At 51.3% G+C, this 17151-nt stretch carries 15 protein-coding genes; 2 read left to right on the top strand and 13 right to left on the bottom strand.

Going from position 1 to position 17151, the window contains the following annotated elements; all coding sequences use genetic code 11:
* Both HV237_RS16630 and otnK read right to left on the bottom strand, forming a co-directional pair.
* Entirely contained in the window at positions 1-645 is a 645-nt protein-coding gene (locus HV237_RS16630; protein ID WP_016152294.1) for an aldolase, read from the bottom strand.
* A complete protein-coding gene (otnK, locus tag HV237_RS16625; RefSeq protein ID WP_047359473.1) occupies positions 642-1898 on the bottom strand; it encodes a 3-oxo-tetronate kinase in 1257 nt (418 codons plus the stop codon). Before otnK ends, HV237_RS16630 begins: the two co-directional genes overlap by 4 nt.
* A gap of 371 nt (positions 1899-2269) precedes the next feature.
* Between otnK and HV237_RS16620 the strand changes: the two genes are divergently transcribed.
* Positions 2270-3163, top strand: a complete 894-nt coding sequence (locus HV237_RS16620) for a PocR ligand-binding domain-containing protein (protein ID WP_047359513.1) — start codon at positions 2270-2272, stop codon at positions 3161-3163.
* Here the strand turns inward: HV237_RS16620 and cobA are convergent.
* The gene (cobA, locus tag HV237_RS16615; protein WP_052951307.1) at positions 3142-3930 is read right to left on the bottom strand and encodes a uroporphyrinogen-III C-methyltransferase; all 789 of its coding nucleotides are present in this window, start codon (positions 3928-3930) and stop codon (positions 3142-3144) included. The genes HV237_RS16620 and cobA overlap by 22 nt on opposite strands.
* Before the next feature lie 405 nt (positions 3931-4335).
* Here cobA and HV237_RS16610 point away from each other — a divergent pair, with 405 nt between their 5' ends.
* On the top strand, positions 4336-5238 hold the full coding sequence (locus HV237_RS16610; RefSeq protein ID WP_047359471.1) for a LysR substrate-binding domain-containing protein: 903 nt from the start codon (positions 4336-4338) through the stop codon (positions 5236-5238).
* A gap of 82 nt (positions 5239-5320) precedes the next feature.
* On the opposite strand, the gene cobO is transcribed toward HV237_RS16610, so the two are convergent.
* The 10 genes from cobO to glmS form a co-directional block, all read right to left on the bottom strand.
* Positions 5321-5923, bottom strand: a complete 603-nt coding sequence (cobO, locus tag HV237_RS16605; protein ID WP_181541573.1) for a cob(I)yrinic acid a,c-diamide adenosyltransferase — start codon at positions 5921-5923, stop codon at positions 5321-5323.
* A gap of 9 nt (positions 5924-5932) precedes the next feature.
* A complete protein-coding gene (locus tag HV237_RS16600; protein ID WP_016152300.1) occupies positions 5933-7585 on the bottom strand; it encodes a class I fumarate hydratase in 1653 nt (550 codons plus the stop codon).
* 58 nt (positions 7586-7643) lie between these two features.
* A complete protein-coding gene (glsA, locus tag HV237_RS16595) occupies positions 7644-8645 on the bottom strand; it encodes a glutaminase A (protein ID WP_047359470.1) in 1002 nt (333 codons plus the stop codon).
* Positions 8646-8770: 125 nt separating this feature from the next.
* The gene (locus HV237_RS16590; protein ID WP_016152302.1) at positions 8771-10075 is read right to left on the bottom strand and encodes a dicarboxylate/amino acid:cation symporter; all 1305 of its coding nucleotides are present in this window, start codon (positions 10073-10075) and stop codon (positions 8771-8773) included.
* Between the two features lie 168 nt (positions 10076-10243).
* Positions 10244-10561, bottom strand: coding sequence for a DUF4387 domain-containing protein (locus HV237_RS16585; RefSeq protein ID WP_016152303.1), 318 nt, complete (start codon positions 10559-10561; stop codon positions 10244-10246).
* Positions 10558-11928 carry an acyclic terpene utilization AtuA family protein gene (locus HV237_RS16580; protein ID WP_016156013.1) on the bottom strand — a complete coding sequence of 457 codons (1371 nt, stop codon included), beginning with the start codon at positions 11926-11928 and terminating at the stop codon, positions 10558-10560. Before HV237_RS16580 ends, HV237_RS16585 begins: the two co-directional genes overlap by 4 nt.
* Before the next feature lie 3 nt (positions 11929-11931).
* Positions 11932-13173, bottom strand: a complete 1242-nt coding sequence (locus tag HV237_RS16575; RefSeq protein ID WP_016152305.1) for a methylaspartate ammonia-lyase — start codon at positions 13171-13173, stop codon at positions 11932-11934.
* On the bottom strand, positions 13173-14618 hold the full coding sequence (locus HV237_RS16570; protein WP_016156014.1) for a methylaspartate mutase subunit E: 1446 nt from the start codon (positions 14616-14618) through the stop codon (positions 13173-13175). The genes HV237_RS16575 and HV237_RS16570 overlap by 1 nt, the downstream gene beginning before the upstream one ends.
* Before the next feature lie 18 nt (positions 14619-14636).
* Positions 14637-16025 (bottom strand): methylaspartate mutase accessory protein GlmL, encoded by a 1389-nt coding sequence (glmL, locus tag HV237_RS16565; RefSeq protein WP_016156015.1) that lies wholly within the window; start codon positions 16023-16025, stop codon positions 14637-14639.
* Positions 16025-16474 carry a methylaspartate mutase subunit S gene (gene glmS / locus HV237_RS16560; protein WP_016152308.1) on the bottom strand — a complete coding sequence of 150 codons (450 nt, stop codon included), beginning with the start codon at positions 16472-16474 and terminating at the stop codon, positions 16025-16027. Before glmS ends, glmL begins: the two co-directional genes overlap by 1 nt.
* Between the last annotated feature and the right edge of the window lie 677 nt (positions 16475-17151).

Below are 17151 nucleotides of genomic sequence, written 5' to 3'. Positions count from 1 at the left end.
TCACGCTTGCCGGGAATGTTCAAGTTCGGCCACCGCTTCTTCTGAGAGCGGAACATAGCCAAGCGGTTTTAACGTCAGCCAGATGCGGGCGCTGTCTTCCAGTTCTTCGGCGTTAAACACCGCCTCACGCAGCGAGCGACCGCTTACTACCGGCCCGTGATTGGCCAGCAGCGCGGCCGTATGGTCTGCCGCGATTTCACTCAGTGCGCTGGCAATGCCTTCATGGCCAGGCTTGAAATAGGGCAGCAGCGGTAACTGCCCGACGCGCATCACATAGTACGGTGTTAACGGCGGCAGGCAGTTTTTCGGCGTGGTGCACGGCAGGCAGGAGAGCGCGGTCAGCCATGGAGAATGCAGGTGCACGACCGCGCCGCAGGATGGCCGATGTCGATACCACGCCAGATGCATGGGCACCTCTTTTGAGGGTTTGTCGCCGCTAAGATGAACGCCGTTGGCATCCAGCCGACTTAGCGTGGCAGGATCAAGCTCGCCCAGACAAGAGTTGGTCGGGGTCACCAGATAGCCGCCATCCGGCATTTTGACGCTAAGATTGCCGGAACCGCCGCTGCTGTAACCGCGCATAAACAGGGAACGGCCATAGTGGACGAGTAGTTCGCGCAGTTGGTGTTCACTCACCGAATTCATAATGCGTACTCCTGGGCAGTAAAAAAGAAATCGTCGTCACCAAAGTTGCCTGACTTCAGCGCCAGCGCCAGACCGGAGGAAAATACCCACGGCACGCCTGGCGCAATGGCTTTGCCGACGGACAGACGCTTCACCTGCAAGGCTTCCACAACGGTGCCGGAGGTTTCTCCGCCCGCGACGATAAAGGTGTTTACACCCGCAGTTCGTAGCTTTGAACTCAGCCGGGCAAAAGCGTGTTCGATTGCCTGGCTGGCGACCTGTTCGCCGTGCTCCTGTTGAATACGTTTGAGTACGTCTGGCGGCTGGGTGGCGTATATCAGTGGCGCTAATGAGTCGCTGATATGCGTCATCGCCCAGGCGCTCAGTTCATCGGTGTAGCGTTCGGCATCAGACAGGCAGCGGGACACATCAAGCAAACGAGACGCTGCCGCGGCCTTGTAGCGATTAACCTGACGATTGCTCATTGCCGAACAGCTACCGGAGAACACCACCGTTTTGGCAGGCAGTGGAAAAGAGTCCGGCGGCATGGATTGCTGGCCTCCGCTGCAGGCGGCCAGCGCGCCGCCGAGCCCGGAGCCCCCGGCTAACAGAGGGCTGGCATGGAGAGCTTGCGCCAGCGTGTTGAGATCTGCTTCATCCAGCGTATCGACGATAACGTGACGCGTACCTTCAGCCTGAAGTTGGGCCAGGGCGTAAGTGACCGCTTCCACACCTTGACGCAGGGTCGTGAGGTTGATGCAACCAACCGCGCCTGGCGTTTGCGCGCTTAGCAGACGCGGCAGGCTGGCATCGTTCATTGGATTGAGCGGATGCTTTTCCATCCCGGATTCGTTAAGCAGTACACCGTGTACAAAAAGATGACCATGCACCACCGTGCGTCCGTTTTGCGGCAGAGCGGGGCAGTGGACGATCAGCGGAACCTGCAGGTCGTTCATCAATGCATCGCTGACCGGGCCAATATTGCCTGTTGGCGTGGAGTCAAACGTCGAACAATATTTAAAATAAATCTGGCGGACACCTGCATTTTGTTTCAGCCAGCGGGCACAGGACAGGGATTGGGCGACGGCCTGTTCTGCGGGTAATGAGCGGCTTTTCAGCGAGATGACGATAGCGTCAACCTCTTCATTCCAGCATTGCGCGGTATCGGGCATACCGGGCAGAAGCGCGACGCGCCACCCCTGCTGCGCCATAAAGCTTGCAATGTCCGTTGCGCCGGTAAAATCGTCGGCGATAACGCCTGTGGTGACGGCCATGGATCAACTCCATTCAGATTGTTTGCTAATTGAACATATTATTCAGGAGGGCCTTTCACATTCACATGATGATTATCACAAATAAGCACATCATTGATTCAGATAAAAAACGGGTAATTTATTGAAAATAATGAAGTTAGGTGTTGAGTGTTGCGAAAAGAGTCTCACAAGAGAGTGTGAAGATTCGTTAATCTTTGAGAAAGCGAAGTCGCGGTGTGCTGCAGAGTATTATCGTGGTCGCTATAATTTTCTTGCCAATTGATCATAATCATCTGCACAAATGAGATTATTTTTTGCGGTGAGCATCATTCTTTCCTGAGGCTAATTTTTGCATATTAGCGGCCTTAATATTATTAATGCCGGAGGATAACGTGCCGCTGAAAATCCAGGATGACTATTTACACCGTTTTTTCTCTATCGCAGAACTCTTCTCCCGAGCCACTGGGTTAGCCACAGTCGTCGTTGATATTAACGGTATAGCGTTGTCTAAATGTCATAATTTTAATTCGTTTTGCACATTAATGCGTGCGGATGAGCGCTATCGAGCAGGTTGCCAAAAGTGCGACAAGTACTGTGCTTTTGAGGCATTAAAACAGCTTAAACCCAGAATACTCACCTGTCATGCAGGGCTAAGCCTGTTCTCGATGCCATTAATTCATGAGGGACACCTTTACGGTTTTATTATTTGCGGGCAGGTGCGGGTAAAATATCAGGAATATGAAACTATCGCTATTGATAACAAAAACTCATGGATTAATAACCCCGAAATTAAAGCTGAGTGGGGCCAGTCTGCGATGGTGGATAATAATGTGCTGGTGGCGTCGGCAAATTTGTTAAGTTTTATTGTTGATAATTTTGAGAAAGAACAATTGATCTCTGAGAAGATTGTAGTTCCGGCAATCCGTTACGCTCATCATTATTTCACTGAGCCTTCACGTCACGAGAAAAAACTTATGGCGGCGCTGCGTTATATTGACGAGAATTTGTATGGTGAATTGTCTTTGGAATCTGTCGCGGCTCATGTGTGCTTAAGCGCGAACTATTTCAGCCGGTTTTTCAAGAAACGCCAGGGTGTTAATTTTAAAACCTGGGTGAGTCAGAAAAAAATGCAAAAAGCAGGGGAGTTATTACACGATCCGCTTCATTCCATAGACAGTATTGCCAGGAAACTGCAATACGCGCAAACCAGTTACTTTTGCCGCGTTTTCCGGGCGGCGCATCAAACGTCGCCCCAGTCTTTTCGTCACGCCAGACTTTCGCAGTAAAGATTGTCTGGCAGCGAGATGGCTTCAGGTATAAAAGAGAGCCGATCGCTCAGGGTCACCACATCTCCGATTACAATCAACGCCGGTGGAACAATATTAGCTTCCTGCGCCTTGCTCAATAATGAACCGAGCGTGCAGGTCAGGCGACGTTGATTTTCTCGGGTCGCGGACATAATTAGCGCGGCGGGCGTGTCTGCTGATTTTCCGCCCATCAACAGCTCTTCACAGATAAACGCCAGATTGGCGATACCCATGACGATGATCAACGTGCCGTTAAGTTTCGCCAGTTGACGCCAGTCTTGCTGCTGATTGCCTTCCCGCGTGTGGCCTGTCACCACGTGAAAACCGGAGGCAAAATCGCGATGCGTCACCGGGATACCGGCATAGGTCAGGCCGCCAATCGTAGAACTAATACCCGGTACAACTTCAAAAGGGATGCCCATTTCAACCAGATCCTCAACTTCTTCAGCCCCACGGCCAAATACATACGGATCGCCACCTTTGAGGCGCACAATGTTGTGGTGTGTTTGGGCATACTGGACCAGCAGTGCGTTGATTTCATCCTGGGGAACGCAATGGAAGCCTGGATTTTTGCCGACATTGATAAGCAGGCAGTCAGGTAATGCCCATTCCAAAATTTTAGGATTGACCAGCCGATCGTAAATAATGACGTCGGCCTGTTTAATGCACATCATTGCTTTGAGGGTCAGTAATGAAATATCACCAGGACCTGCACCAACGAGCCAGACCTTTCCGAAAGTTTTCACAATGCGTCCTTTATCACGTCTGTCAAAAAATGGCACAAACGACATCAATAAATGATTAAAAGCAGTCGTTTGCCCGTAAGTTATAACGTGAAATTATCCAGGATTAGCGCATGGATAATATTGATTAATCTCGCAAAGTTTTTTCTGCAATAAACAAGAAGACTTGAAAAATTATTAAGAACTTATTGGCACTATTTACTTAGGTTTAACCTTATTTAAATTGTGTTTATTGTTGTGCTTGAGTATTATTGGTTAATATTTATCCGCCATCAGTGTGAGCAAATCATGGATTGGATCAATGACATCAATGGAGAAAATAAAATATAACTCTCGGTGCTTATCTGGGTGCCTTGAATTATTTTTTATAAATTAAACTATTTTTGTACGCTGCATATGGAAGAGGTTATGAGAGGAAAAATACCCAAGACGGAGTTGCTGGTAACTTTTGAAGTGGTTGCGCGTCACGAAAGTTATACCCGGGCAGCTGAAGAGTTGGCGTTAACACAAAGTGCTGTTTTCCGCCAGGTGAATGCACTGGAGGATTTTCTTAATACCGCGCTATTTAATCATGCCAAAAAACGTATTTTTTTAAATGCGGCCGGCAAACACTATTTAAGTATCGTTAAAGAAACGTTAAATAAACTCGAGCGTGATACGACCACAATAATGACCTGGCAACCGACCGTACAGGTTATTGAGCTGGCGGTAAATCCGACGTTTAGTACGCATTGGTTGATCCCCAACCTGCGCGAGTTTAACAAACTCAATCCTGATATTATTGTGAACATCCATTCGCTGGCGAATATCGGTGATTTTCTTAATCGTGAGTATGATGCGGCAATTATGCGCGAAGATTTCTACTCACCGTGGTCAGAGGTTGAGTACTTGTTTGAAGAGGAAATTCTGCCAGTTTGCAGCCGCTGTCTGCTGGCCGAACCGGAACGGAAACTGTCAGTCCACGAACTGCTGAACGAATACCCGCTGTTGCACCAGAGTACGCGAATCAAAGGCTGGCAGGAATGGTTTGCGCTGTCCAACGTCAGCAGCCCGCTGGTAAATAAAGGCCCGAGATTTGATCTGTTGTCGATGTTGATTGCGGCGGTCCGTTCTAATCTGGGGGTTGCGCTGCTTCCTCGTTTTGCCATTCAGCACGATCTGGACAATGGAGATATGGTCATTCCTTGCGATGTTCCGATGCGCACCGGGAACCGTTTCATTATGACGTGGCGTGAAGAGAAATCGGAGTCTGCGCATTTACAGACATTTCGTAACTGGTTGCTCAGTAAGTCCGTGGTGTCGGCTGCCTGATGGTGGTTTGCGCTTTATCAGGCCTACAACGATTGGTAGGCCGGATAAGACGCGTTAGCATCGTTATCCGGCAAAAGAACGGCTACCAGTCGATTCCAATCTGTGCCTGAATCCCGCGGTCAAACGCGTGCTTGACCGGGCGAATTTCACTGACCGTATCGGCCAGTTCCAGTAACAGCGCATGGCATCCGCGCCCGGTCACGATGACGCTTTGCTCCGCAGGGCGATTTTCGATGGCGCTGATAACCTCCTGGGTGTCCAGATAGTGGTAAACCAGCATGTAGGTAAGCTCATCCAACACCACCAGATCGTACTGCGGATCAGCCAGCATGCGCTTACTTTCCTGCCAGACTACCGTTGCCGCCTCGATATCCGCTTGCCGATTTTGGGTTTCCCAGGTAAATCCGGTGCCCATAATATGAAATTCGACACCGAGCGGTTGCAGCGTGTTGTACTCGCCATTATCCCACTGGCCTTTAATAAACTGCGCGATGCCAACGGTTTTTCCGTGACCAACCGCGCGCGTTGCCGTACCAAAGGCTGCGGTGGATTTTCCTTTACCGTTGCCGGTGAAGACAATCAGGATCCCTTTCTTCTCCGTTGCTGCCGCCACGCGGGTATCAACCTGTTCTTTCAGTTTCTGCTGACGCTGGCGGTGTCTGTCATTATTGGCTCGCGCTTCCATGGTGACTCCTTAATGTCCTGCCGGACAGGTTGCGCAGCGGTGCTGCTGCTCAAACTGGCTAAAGAAGTTATTGCCTTTGTCATCCACTAATACGAAGGCCGGCATATTTTTAACTTCCATCATCCACACCGCTTCCATTCCCAGCTCGGGATATTCAAGGCAGTGCAGGCTCTTCACGTACTGCTGCGCCAACAAGGCTGCGGCGCCGCCAATGCTGCCAAGGTTAAAACCACCATGTTTGCGACACGCATCCGTGACTTGCGCGCTGCGGTTGCCTTTCGACAACATGATCAGACTGCCGCCCGCAGCCTGGAAAGCATCGACGTAACCGTCCATGCGCCCGCCGGTTGTAGGACCGAGCGAACCGCAGGCCAGATTACTGGGGGTTTTAGCCGGGCCCGCGTAATAGACGATATGGTTTTTCATGTAATCTGGCATCGGTTCGCCGTTATCCAGGCGCTCTTTGATTTTGGCATGCGCGATATCGCGAGCCACAACAATCGGGCCGTTTAACGATAAACGCGTCCCAATTGGCAGAGTGGTGAGATCCTGCAGGATCTCGCGCAGCGGACGATTCAGATCCAGTTGTACGGTCTGGGCGCCATTTTCCACCCGCTGTGAATCGGGAATAAATTTGCCCGGATTATGCTCGAGTTTCTCCAGCCAGATTCCGTGTTTGTTGATTTTGGCCTTGATGTTGCGGTCGGCTGAGCAGGAGAGAGCCATGGCGATAGGGCAGGAGCCGCCGTGGCGCGGCAGGCGGATCACCCGGATATCGTGGGCAAAGTATTTGCCGCCAAACTGCGCGCCGATGCCAAACTCGCGGCTGGCGTTAAGCAGCTCGGCTTCCAGCGCCGTATCGCGGAATGCCTGACCCAGTTCGTTCCCGCTGGTGGGCAGGTTATCGTAATATTTAGTTGAAGCCAGTTTAGCAACTTTCAGCGTCTGGTCGGCGGACAAGCCTCCAACGACGAAAGCGATGTGATACGGCGGGCAGGCGGCTGTACCCAGTGATTTCATTTTTTCGATCAGAAACGCGGTGAGCTTTTCCGGCTGCAGAATAGATTTGGTTTCCTGGAACAGCGCCGCTTTGTTAGCAGAGCCGCCGCCTTTGTTGACGAACAGGAAACGGTATTCGTTACCCGGCGTGGCGCTGATGTCGATTTGCGCCGGCAGGTTAGTCTGGGTATTGACCTCGGTATACATGTCCAGCGGGGCATTTTGCGAGTAACGCAGGTTGTTTTCGGTGAAGGTGGTGTACACGCCTTTGCTTAATGCTTCTGCGTCATCGCCGCCGGTCCAGACATGCTGTCCTTTGCAGGCCACAATGGTTGCCGTCCCGGTATCCTGGCAGTTGGGCAGGACGCCTTTGGCCGAAACCTCAGCATTGCGTAGCAGTTGCAATGCGACGTACTTATCGTTACTGCTGGCCTGCGGATCGTGCAGAATGCTGGCTATCTGTTTTAAATGTCCGGCGCGCAGGAAAAATGAAGCCTCATAAAATGCCTGCTGGGCTAATAAGGTTAGCGCTTCTGGCGCAACCTTAATCACTTCCTCTCCGTCTAACTCCGTTACCGCAACGTGCTGGTTACTCAGTAATTCATATTCGGTATTATCTTTACTCTGAACAAAGAGTTCCTGCCAGACAAATGGTTTAGACATGTTTACATCTCACCTTTTAGTTAATATGTCGGATGGCGCTCACGCCATCCGTAATTGCTTAATGCGCTAAAAAGACATTGGCTTTTGTCGCTTCGGCGACATATTCGATCGTTTTCTGGGCGCGAACGCTGTTACCGGCTTCATCCAGCGGCGGAGAATAGACGGCAATTGCATATTTGCCCGGGACAACGGCGACCATGCCGCCGCCGACGCCGCTTTTTGCCGGGATGCCCACGGTGTAGAGCCATTTACCGCTGCCGTCGTATAGTCCGGCAATCGCCATTTCTGCCAGCACCTGCGGAACATATTTTTCATTCAGCAACTGCTTGCCGTTGAATGGAGATTTGCCTTTGTTCGCCAGTACCGCCCCCATTTTGGCCAGTTGCTCAACGGTGATATCCACCGAGCACTGACGGGTATAAATTTCGACAGCTTCGTCGGTATTGCCATAGAAGCTGTTATAGGACTCCATCAGCTTCGCCAGCGCCTGATTGTGCTGGTTGGTTTCCATCTCGGATTTAAAGACCGGCTCATTAACCGTGAGCGTGGCGTCGGCCCAGACGTTCAGGTTGTCGAGGATTTTGTTCCAGCGATCGGTTTTGTCTTTAGCTTCAATCAGGCTAACGGTGCTCATCGCCCCGGCGTTTACCAGCGGGTTCTCAGGTGCGCCTTTGGTCAGCTCAACCGCTAAACCGGAGTTGAAGGGCATGCCGGTGGCATTGGCCCCGAGTTTATCCAGCACCACCTGAGGGCCGTGCTGTTCCATGGCGAGCGCCATGGTGAAGACTTTGCTCAGGGATTCCATGGGGAAGGGTTTGTTAACATCGCCAACCTGGTAGATCTTGCCGTCCACCGTGGCAATGGTGATGGCAAAGTTATTCGGGCTGTAGGTCGCCAGGGCAGGGATGTAGTCGGCGACTTTTCCATCGTGGTTACTTTTATATTTTTGATGTGCCTGGTCGATAAGCTTTGCGTAATCCGGCGTGGTTTGCGCGAGAGTCGTTGCGCTAAACAAAACGCTGAAGGAAAAAATACTCACGCCGAGAAGAGTTTTAGTCATGGTGCAATCCTGTTGGTGTGCTCATCATGGTGCCGGATGGCGGCTTACCGCCTTATCCGGCCAACGGATAGTTAAACGTTATGTAGGCCGGATAAGCGTAAGCGTCATCCGGCAAAAACGTCGTATCAGGACAACGCGACTTCTGTTTCGGTAACCGGACGTTCTTGTTCCGGGGTCTTCACTGGTGCAGTGCCACGACAACCCTGGCCGAAGTGTTCACCTTCCCAGCGACCTACAATGGCAGCACCCATTGCGTTACTCATGACGTTGGTAGCAGAACGACCCATATCGAGGAACGGATCGACGCCCATCAACAGGATCAGACCGGCTTCAGGAATGTTGAACTGGTTCAGGGTTGCGGCGATAACCACCATTGATGCACGCGGTACGCCCGCCATCCCTTTAGAGGTCAGCATCAGGATTAACAGCATGGTAATTTGCTCGCCCATGCTCAGCTCAATGTTGCACGCCTGAGCAATAAAGACGGTGGCAAATGAGCAGTACGCCATGGAGCCGACCAGGTTAAAGGAGTAACCGATAGGCAGAACGAAGCTGGCGATTTTTGAAGAAACGCCGAATTTTTCCAGCTTGTCCAGGGTGCCCGGGAAGGCGGCTTCTGAGCTGGAGGTAGTAAAGGCCAGCAGTGCAGGCTCGAGGATTGATTTGGTCAAACGCGCGATGCAAGGCCCGACTATCATGGTTGACAGGCCAATCAGGATTGCCCAAAGCATACCCAGGGTCAGATAGAATTCACCCATGAAGATCCCGGCGCTGACCATTACACCCAGACCACGTTCGGCAATCAGACCAGAAATAGCGGCAAAAACGGTCAATGGTGCAAACAGCATGACGTAGCCCGTCAGCTTCAGCATCACGTGTACCAGTGAATCCAGAACCTTCACGATAGGCTCGGCTTTTTCACCAATCGCGGCCAGGCTGCAACCGAGGAAAATTGAGAACACCACGATCTGCAGAATTTCGTTACGCGCCATCGCATCGACAATACTGGTCGGTACCGCGTGCGAGATAAACACTTTCAGCGTGAATGGCTCTGACTTAACGGCGGCAACAGCCCCGACGTCATGTGGCACGAAGTTGATCCCCGCGCCTGGCTGGAAGATGTTAACGATAACCAGACCCAGTGCAATTGACACCAGAGAGGCGCAAATAAACAGGAAGAAGGTTTTCGAAAATATACGTCCCAGCGTTTTGGCATCGCCCATTTTGGCAATACCAACAACCAGAGTTGAAATAACCAATGGCGCGATAATCATTTTTACCATACGTAAGAATATAGTGGTAAAAATAGAAATATCTGCTGCATAGGATTTTGCGGTTTCAGCCGCGGCCATATTATTTATGGCCACCCCGGCAATCATGCCGAGTATCAGGCCTAATATGATCATCTTCGTTAAACTTATTTTCTTCATGTGTACTCCATCGGATAAAGGCTGGTAATTGGAATTGTGTAGGGTGGCGTGCGCCTGAGCCTGGACAGCAGCTCAGACGCACGCCTGTTGTGACCAACCGCATGAATAATTCGAAGCACTGTGATACCGCTGAATTCTGTGCTCCAATGGTTGTTATTGTGTTTTTTGTTACAAGTCGAACTCAATACTTAATAATGGAGCGTGTTGCTGAGCACCATAAACATCATTATCACCGACGTTGCCGGAAATAATATCGCGCGGCATGACGATTTTTACGGCATTCGCCGGATCGAACCACACGATATTGTGAATGAAGTCAGGTTCAACATTATATAAACTGGCAATGAGCTGCGGCGTTAATTGCTCGCAGGCTTTTACCCGCTGATAGTCTTCCCTGGTTTTAAATAAAATATCTAAAACCAGTTCGTACGGTCCGGCGTTTTTGGAGCGAATAACCTGCGCCAGTGAACAAATTGAGTGTTTCATGCCTGAACTCCTTCTGGCGTCACCTGTTCAATGTGGAAATCAAATCGCAGCGCATCGCTCGCTTCAATCAGGTGATAGATCGAGAACTCATACACCGGTCCACTTTGAATATCAGATGGCGAGAACGGGAAGGCGAGGTTGCCCGCAGTCGCAATGCGATTTTCATAGCCGTAGTGCAGTAGGGTAGAGCGTACCAGCGAGCAAACGCTGTTGGCGATATCCTGCGTCGGCGCAACGACATCCAGTAAAATCCCCAGCTCATGACCGGCGGTTTTCATCGGTTCATGGTTGCCCATCACACCGTTCTTACCATACAGGTGGAACGTCATGCGGATACTGTCGTCATTCAGTGAGAGGTTACGCGCCACGCTTGCCTGTACCTCTTCGAGAATGGTGTCAATCCCGGCAATCATAATTGGGTCGCGCGTTCCGGCGATGGTCAGGCAACGGAAGCCAACCTGGCGCGCGCCTTCCAGTTTCAACGCATACGGTGTTTCTTCATGACGTGAACCACTGACATACACTTCGCCCTCGTTAACCTGGGTAAAGGTGCACGCTTTCAGGTTCAGCACGCCGCCTGGTCCTGGCAGGAAGTACGGATCGGACTTCTCATACAGGGTGTGCGCCGCAGCGGAAGTTTCAGTGAACTTACGCTTGGGATTGAACGCCTTCAGCGTAAAGCCGTTGTCATCAATGATCCCCATCGCACAATCTGAGCCGGAGCCAGGGGTGGCAGCAATGGCAGCACACTCAAGGATCTTCCCGCAATGAAGTGCCAGACCTTCATCAAAGCCCTGCATTATTGGCAGCGCGGCGAAGCAGGCCGGATCGTAGGCACGTCCGCCCAGCACCACCTGCGCGCCAGCTTCGAGCGCACGCTGAAAAGGCTCGACGCCCATCTGCGCGACAATGTAGGTGCTCTCTTCAATTGCATCGTGAGTCAGTTCAGGCACAAAATCGAGCGCGGTGATTTTGCCGTTATCCAGCGCCTGATGAACGATTTCTTTGTCGACATCAGACGGGATTAACGCCATTGAGAAGGACAGTTTTTCTTCCTGTGCGATCTCATGGATTATCTGGCGACACCACTCCAGATGCGGAGCTGCGCCAGAACCACCGGCCGTGCCGATCACTACCGGGATGTTGTTCTTCACGCCTGCCACGATCATATAGCGCAGATCGCGTTTCACACCGGCCCGGTCGGTAAAGGGTTTACCCGCCCCCAGATAGTGGGGGCCTGGATCGGAGGAACCTGCGTCAACAGCAATAAGATCCGGTGACTCTTCCATGGCTTTACGAAAACTTTCTTCCGGGAAGCCATAACCCAGGATAGCCGTAGGCGATAAGATCTTAAATGTGCGTGCCATCTCTTAATCCTTAGTTTGCAACAGCGCGATGGTGCGGTTCATTTCGTTAAACACGATGTTGAGACCTTCATCGAAACCCATACCCGGCTTGATCAGCATACGCATTGGACGCGCAGCCAGCGCGACGTGTACGCAGGTACGCGCACTGATTTCCGTTTCGTTACAGGTACCGCCCTGATAGGCTTCCATTCCGTGTTTGTTGCAATACAGCACCGCATCGACGATGTTGTGAATACCGCCCAGATCCGGGGTCTTGATCTGCACCATGTGGCAACTGCCCGCGTCGGTGAAGTCCACGATATCCTGATAGGTGTTACACCATTCATCCGCAACAATTTTCACGCCGGAACCCAGACGGGTAAGCTCCTGAGTGATCTCGGTGAGCATGCGGATCTGATCCGGCTTGTTACCGGCATCTACCGGGCCTTCAATGTACAGCGGCAGGCCTTGAGCTTCGGCTTCCAGGCTGGCGATGTATTCGGCGCAACGCACCGGATCCATATCGAAGATCAGACCGATGGTGCCGTAGACATCAATATGCAGCGTCGGGTGATAGGTTTCGTTGGTGCGCAGGCTCAGGATGCGGTTAGACAACCAGCGGACGTACTCACGCAGTTTTTCGCCTTTGAAGCCCAGCTTCTCTTCTACGTTATTGATCAGCGCATGCGGCAGGACGTCCACACCTTTGAGGATCATCTTGTCGACGGCGATATAACGGTCGTCGCCGCTCTGGCCAAATAATGGAATGGCTTCCGGGACGCACGGCAGTTGCCATTCATCACAAACCACTTCTGCTTTCAGACGACCGGTAGCCAGTGCTGCCGCGTCGAGCAGCGCCTGAGACAGACCATAACGTACGGCGGTATGCAGCAGATGGCCGTCAATACGCAGTTCGTCAAAGAAACGGGCGTTGGTCAGGAACGAATCAACGTCGCGGCCTTCCAGCAGCGGTTTGATGTGATCGTTGAGGAACGGAATGAAGTTTTCAGCCAGGAACAGCGGATCGCGTCCACCTGCACCTGAATATTGCACTGCTGCACAATCGCCCACTGCTACTGCGCCGTTTTCCAGAATCAGCTGTACGGATACGCATTCACCCGCCTGACGAACAGACGTAAATCCAGGCGTTACCGGAGCGCCGGTATAGATAAACCCGTCATGACCGGCGCCGTTTTTGATGGCCTGCTGATCGTCAAAATAAAATGAGGAGTAGCCAGCTGTGAAAAGGGCCTGTTTAATTTTCATTATGGTCTTCCTATTAATTTACTGTGGGATACGGCGTTGATGTCATCAATGACCATCTGGAAAGAAGGCTTGCGGCCTTCGAAATGCGCGCGCTCTGCGACGTAGTCGTGGTGCAGGGCGAGAATGTCTTTCGGCAGCGGAACGGCACCGGCTTCGAGAATACGGATGGCGCCTGTGTTATCGCGAACAGGCAGGATCTTACCGGCGTTACAGGCGGCAGGCGCGAAAGGTACATCCAGTACGCCTGCTTCAAAGGCCAGCACTGTACCGCGCGCAATGTCGCCATTGCCCAGTTCGAAGACTTTCTTCAGCACCGCGCGGACTTCGCTCTTAATCAGATCAACTTCCTGCTCCACGGCAGCGCACTGCGGGAATTTCTGGTCGCTGACCATGTTGAGCATCTGGCGTGAAGCTTTCAGACCCTGGGCGTTCGCTGCCGCCGTTGGGATACCGAACGCTTCGTGCGGGCTTTTGGTGATCACTTTGGTGGCACCTGACATACCGGCAACCGCTGCGCCCCAGGCGATAACGGAGAAGGCTTTTGCTTCATCTTCCGGGAATCCGCCCATCCACTGGTGGAAAACGGTACTCAGTTCATAATCGTCAAAGCCGTGGTTATGGAAATATTCGTGGGAAAGTTCGCGCAGCGCCTGAATCGCTGCAATATCCTGCGTTAGGCTACCGACCTGGCCGTAGCCAACGGTAATTGACTTGACGCCTTGTTCCAGAGCCAACAGACCTTCGATAATCGCCACCGAGTGGGACATAAACGGCGGGATCAGGGTGCCGGTCAGTGGGCCAAACGGTTCACGGTTGATACGAATACCGTTCTCTTCGTACAGGCCCATCAGGCGGTCGCAGTACTGCCAGTCGCGGATGGATTTTTCCAGAGTGACACGTTTAGCGTAAGGAATGTTGTAGGAGATGCCGCCGCCTTCGTAGCTGGTAAAGCCACTGGCCATGGCGATTTCTGCCAGCAGGCGCGCATCCGGCGTGCCGTGACGAACCTGGATCGGTTTTTCCAGCGCTTCAGTCATACGACGGCAGGCAGCAACCCCGTGATTGACGACCGGTAAACCATTCAGCTTGGAAGTACCTGCTTCGATAGATTTCTGGATCCCGACAGCGGCTTCTTCATAGCGGTTCAGACGGGTATAGGCATCGATCGTACTCGGCAGGAGGTCGCACTCTTCCTGCAATGTTTTGAGCAGCGCAATATGCTCATCCATTAATGCTACGCCTGCGCGCGGCTGGCTCAGGGTTTTCCCTTCCTGATCGGCCTTCAGCAGAGCAAGGGAGAAGCGCTTTTTATCCGGAATTGATTGCTGGTACTTCACGCCATCTTCGAAGTTCTCAACGTCTTTGCCGGTTTCCCAGGTTTGTAATACCTGATGCCTTTCGGTCATGAATTCGTCATGGGTCAATTTTTTATTTCGAAGTTCCATTCGTAGCTGCCTTAAGTTTTATAGGGTTAAACACTGAATGCTGGTGCGAGCAGCGGCTTGCGGGTACAGCCTGGCGACGTTTGCCAGTAGCGGGAGCAGGCCATTTGAATCGCGGTAATACTCAAACTGATTCGGTAACAAAATTCTTTTACCCTGGTCGTCCAGCTCCCGGTATTTGAGCCAGTTATGGATATCAAACTGGCTGGCGCGAGAGAGCCATCCCCCTGAACCGACGACTTTGCGTACGGTGGTGAGATCGCGACCCATCTGTAAATCCACGTTACCCACGCAGGTGCAAACCTGCTTTTTAGTGCCCGCGTGGCGCTCAGCGGCATAGCCCACGCACAAACCTGCCAGCAGGGTGTCGAAATATTTCTCCTCCTCGCTGAGCGGCAGGTAATCCGGTTGCCCAACCAGATGACGCAGGTAGCGGTAAAATGCTTCCTCGCGCTGCGGTTGTTGGGCGAAGATGACTTTCACCATATCCTGCGTGCTTTCTCCCACCACGACGGCGGAAACGCGCATTCCCAGGTCGCCTTCAACGGTACGTTTGACGAACGGTTCAGGAACACCATGCAGGACGGTATCGGGGGAGAGGGTATTCGCGCTGGCCGAATAGACATCCGTGGTGGCTCCGCCCATATCAATCAGCATGAATTCCTTCCATGCGCTGTCGTAATCGCTAATGGCTTTGACTAACTCATATACCGTCCATGGCGTCGGCATTGGCTCTTCGCCGGTTTCGCCGACGATGACGTCCAGACCTTTACCTTTGACAATGCGTGACAAGAACACATCGCAAATCGCCTGGCGCGCGGCAAACGGATTCGGGTGATCGAGGTCAGGCAGAATGTTGTCTACCGTGGTCAGATCTTTATGTCCCAGAATCGTTTGTATTTCGTCCTGAATGTCCCGATTTCCAGCGTAGATAATGGCGCAATCAAGCGTTGAGCCTGCCAGCGCATGCGCATTCGCCAGGCCGTAGCTTTCTTCGCCACCGTCTGTACCACCGGTAAACAACAGAATGTCTGGCGGTGATGATTCCAGCTCCTGGATGTCATGCCGGTTCAGTTTGTACGAATAATATTGCGCGATTTTCGCTCCTGCCGAATGGGCGGTAACTTTTGCTGATTCCAGCGTAATGGAAGGCACCAGCCCCATTGCTGCAACGGCGAGTCCACCCTTGGCCGACGAGGAGTATTTCAACTGCACTTCACCACTTTTCAGTAACGGGCGAGCATCGGCAACGTTCAGCACCTGATTCAGGCTGGCAAAAAAACCGTCTGCCAGATGATGTGTGGTGGTTGGGGTCAGGACATGGTTTACCAGGGTTAATTCCTCGCCTTCATGGGCGAAGAGGGCAGCCTTGGTCCATGTCGAGCCGATATCGACAGAAACTGTTTGCATCAGATAGCCTCTTCCAGGCAACGCTGCTCGAGGCCATTGTGTTGGCGAATATCATTGGTGATAAGCGCGCAGACATCTTCCAGGTCGTGGCTCGGTGCGAAGACGCGGTTAAAACCCATCTCCTTAAACTTCACTTCCACATCGCCGAAGTCATGTTTACCAACTACCAGGTTGCCACCGACGTACAGCAGAATGTCGCCGAGGCCGCGTTCGATGCAGCGCTCACGTAACCCGAGGCAGTCAATGTCGCCATGACCGTAGATAGAGGACACCACGATGGCATCGGCGCCTGTTTCAATCGCGGCATCAATATATTCATCCTGGCTCACCATCACCCCGAGGTTGATTACGTGAAAATCATGAGCAGTAAAAACGCGATCCAGAACTTTATTACCTACTGCATGGCAGTCAGCACCGATGACGCCAATAACAAGTGTAGATTTCTTCATGGGTAATCCTCTGTAGGGCTGATGGTCAATAAGTGAAAATTATTTTCTAATATTTAGAACATGGCTTGTGACAACCTCTTAATAGGGTCGGAGTTTCTGTGTAAGCGGAAAAGGAAGCAATTGATCTATTTTCAAAATATCCTGCGCAAAATGATTGTTATATTTTTTATTTGTAAAAACCCTTGTTTATCAGGTGGTTGAATGTTGTTTTTGCGGCTTTTTTTAATTTACCAGGAAAATGACGAATAAATGACTTGCCATGTTTGTGATCGAAATCTTATTTTGTTGTGCGCCTCATTTATGCGTCATTTTTTATAATTTAAAAAATTACCTTTACTAAATAACTTGTGAACGGGATAACGGTTTTTTATTTTTTAATCTTATATGACATAATTATATTTTGTTAAATTTAAGATAAAAATGATAATGAATTGTTTGTGGCATATTTAAACGTTGCCACATAAGAGAAAAAGAGAAGTGAGTGATAACTTTCAGTGATGCTTTAAGCGAAACGCCTGCGCTGTGCTGAGGACGTCAAACCCAATGCGTCTGTCAATGAGGGACGCTTTCGCTTCCATTTGAGATAGTTACATCCTGGTGTTAATTACAAGTAAAATTTAAATGAATAATTTGTATGAAATAACAATTCCATGACTTGCTAAACAAAAAACTGTGAG

Source organism: Citrobacter sp. RHBSTW-00570, from assembly GCF_013739755.1.
Classification (GTDB): domain Bacteria; phylum Pseudomonadota; class Gammaproteobacteria; order Enterobacterales; family Enterobacteriaceae; genus Citrobacter; species Citrobacter braakii.
Note: the sequence above shows the minus strand (reverse complement) of the source record. Positions and strands in the feature narration are given on the sequence as shown.

Coding starts and splice junctions, on each gene's coding strand:
- HV237_RS16630 (WP_016152294.1), bottom strand. CDS start 645: ATGAATTCGGTGAGTGAACACCAACTGCGCGAACTACTCGTCCACTAT.
- otnK (WP_047359473.1), bottom strand. CDS start 1,898: ATGGCCGTCACCACAGGCGTTATCGCCGACGATTTTACCGGCGCAACG.
- HV237_RS16610 (WP_047359471.1), top strand. CDS start 4,336: ATGAGAGGAAAAATACCCAAGACGGAGTTGCTGGTAACTTTTGAAGTG.
- cobO (WP_181541573.1), bottom strand. CDS start 5,923: ATGGAAGCGCGAGCCAATAATGACAGACACCGCCAGCGTCAGCAGAAA.
- HV237_RS16600 (WP_016152300.1), bottom strand. CDS start 7,585: ATGTCTAAACCATTTGTCTGGCAGGAACTCTTTGTTCAGAGTAAAGAT.
- glsA (WP_047359470.1), bottom strand. CDS start 8,645: ATGACTAAAACTCTTCTCGGCGTGAGTATTTTTTCCTTCAGCGTTTTG.
- HV237_RS16590 (WP_016152302.1), bottom strand. CDS start 10,075: ATGAAGAAAATAAGTTTAACGAAGATGATCATATTAGGCCTGATACTC.
- HV237_RS16585 (WP_016152303.1), bottom strand. CDS start 10,561: ATGAAACACTCAATTTGTTCACTGGCGCAGGTTATTCGCTCCAAAAAC.
- HV237_RS16580 (WP_016156013.1), bottom strand. CDS start 11,928: ATGGCACGCACATTTAAGATCTTATCGCCTACGGCTATCCTGGGTTAT.
- HV237_RS16575 (WP_016152305.1), bottom strand. CDS start 13,173: ATGAAAATTAAACAGGCCCTTTTCACAGCTGGCTACTCCTCATTTTAT.
- HV237_RS16570 (WP_016156014.1), bottom strand. CDS start 14,618: ATGGAACTTCGAAATAAAAAATTGACCCATGACGAATTCATGACCGAA.
- glmL (WP_016156015.1), bottom strand. CDS start 16,025: ATGCAAACAGTTTCTGTCGATATCGGCTCGACATGGACCAAGGCTGCC.
- glmS (WP_016152308.1), bottom strand. CDS start 16,474: ATGAAGAAATCTACACTTGTTATTGGCGTCATCGGTGCTGACTGCCAT.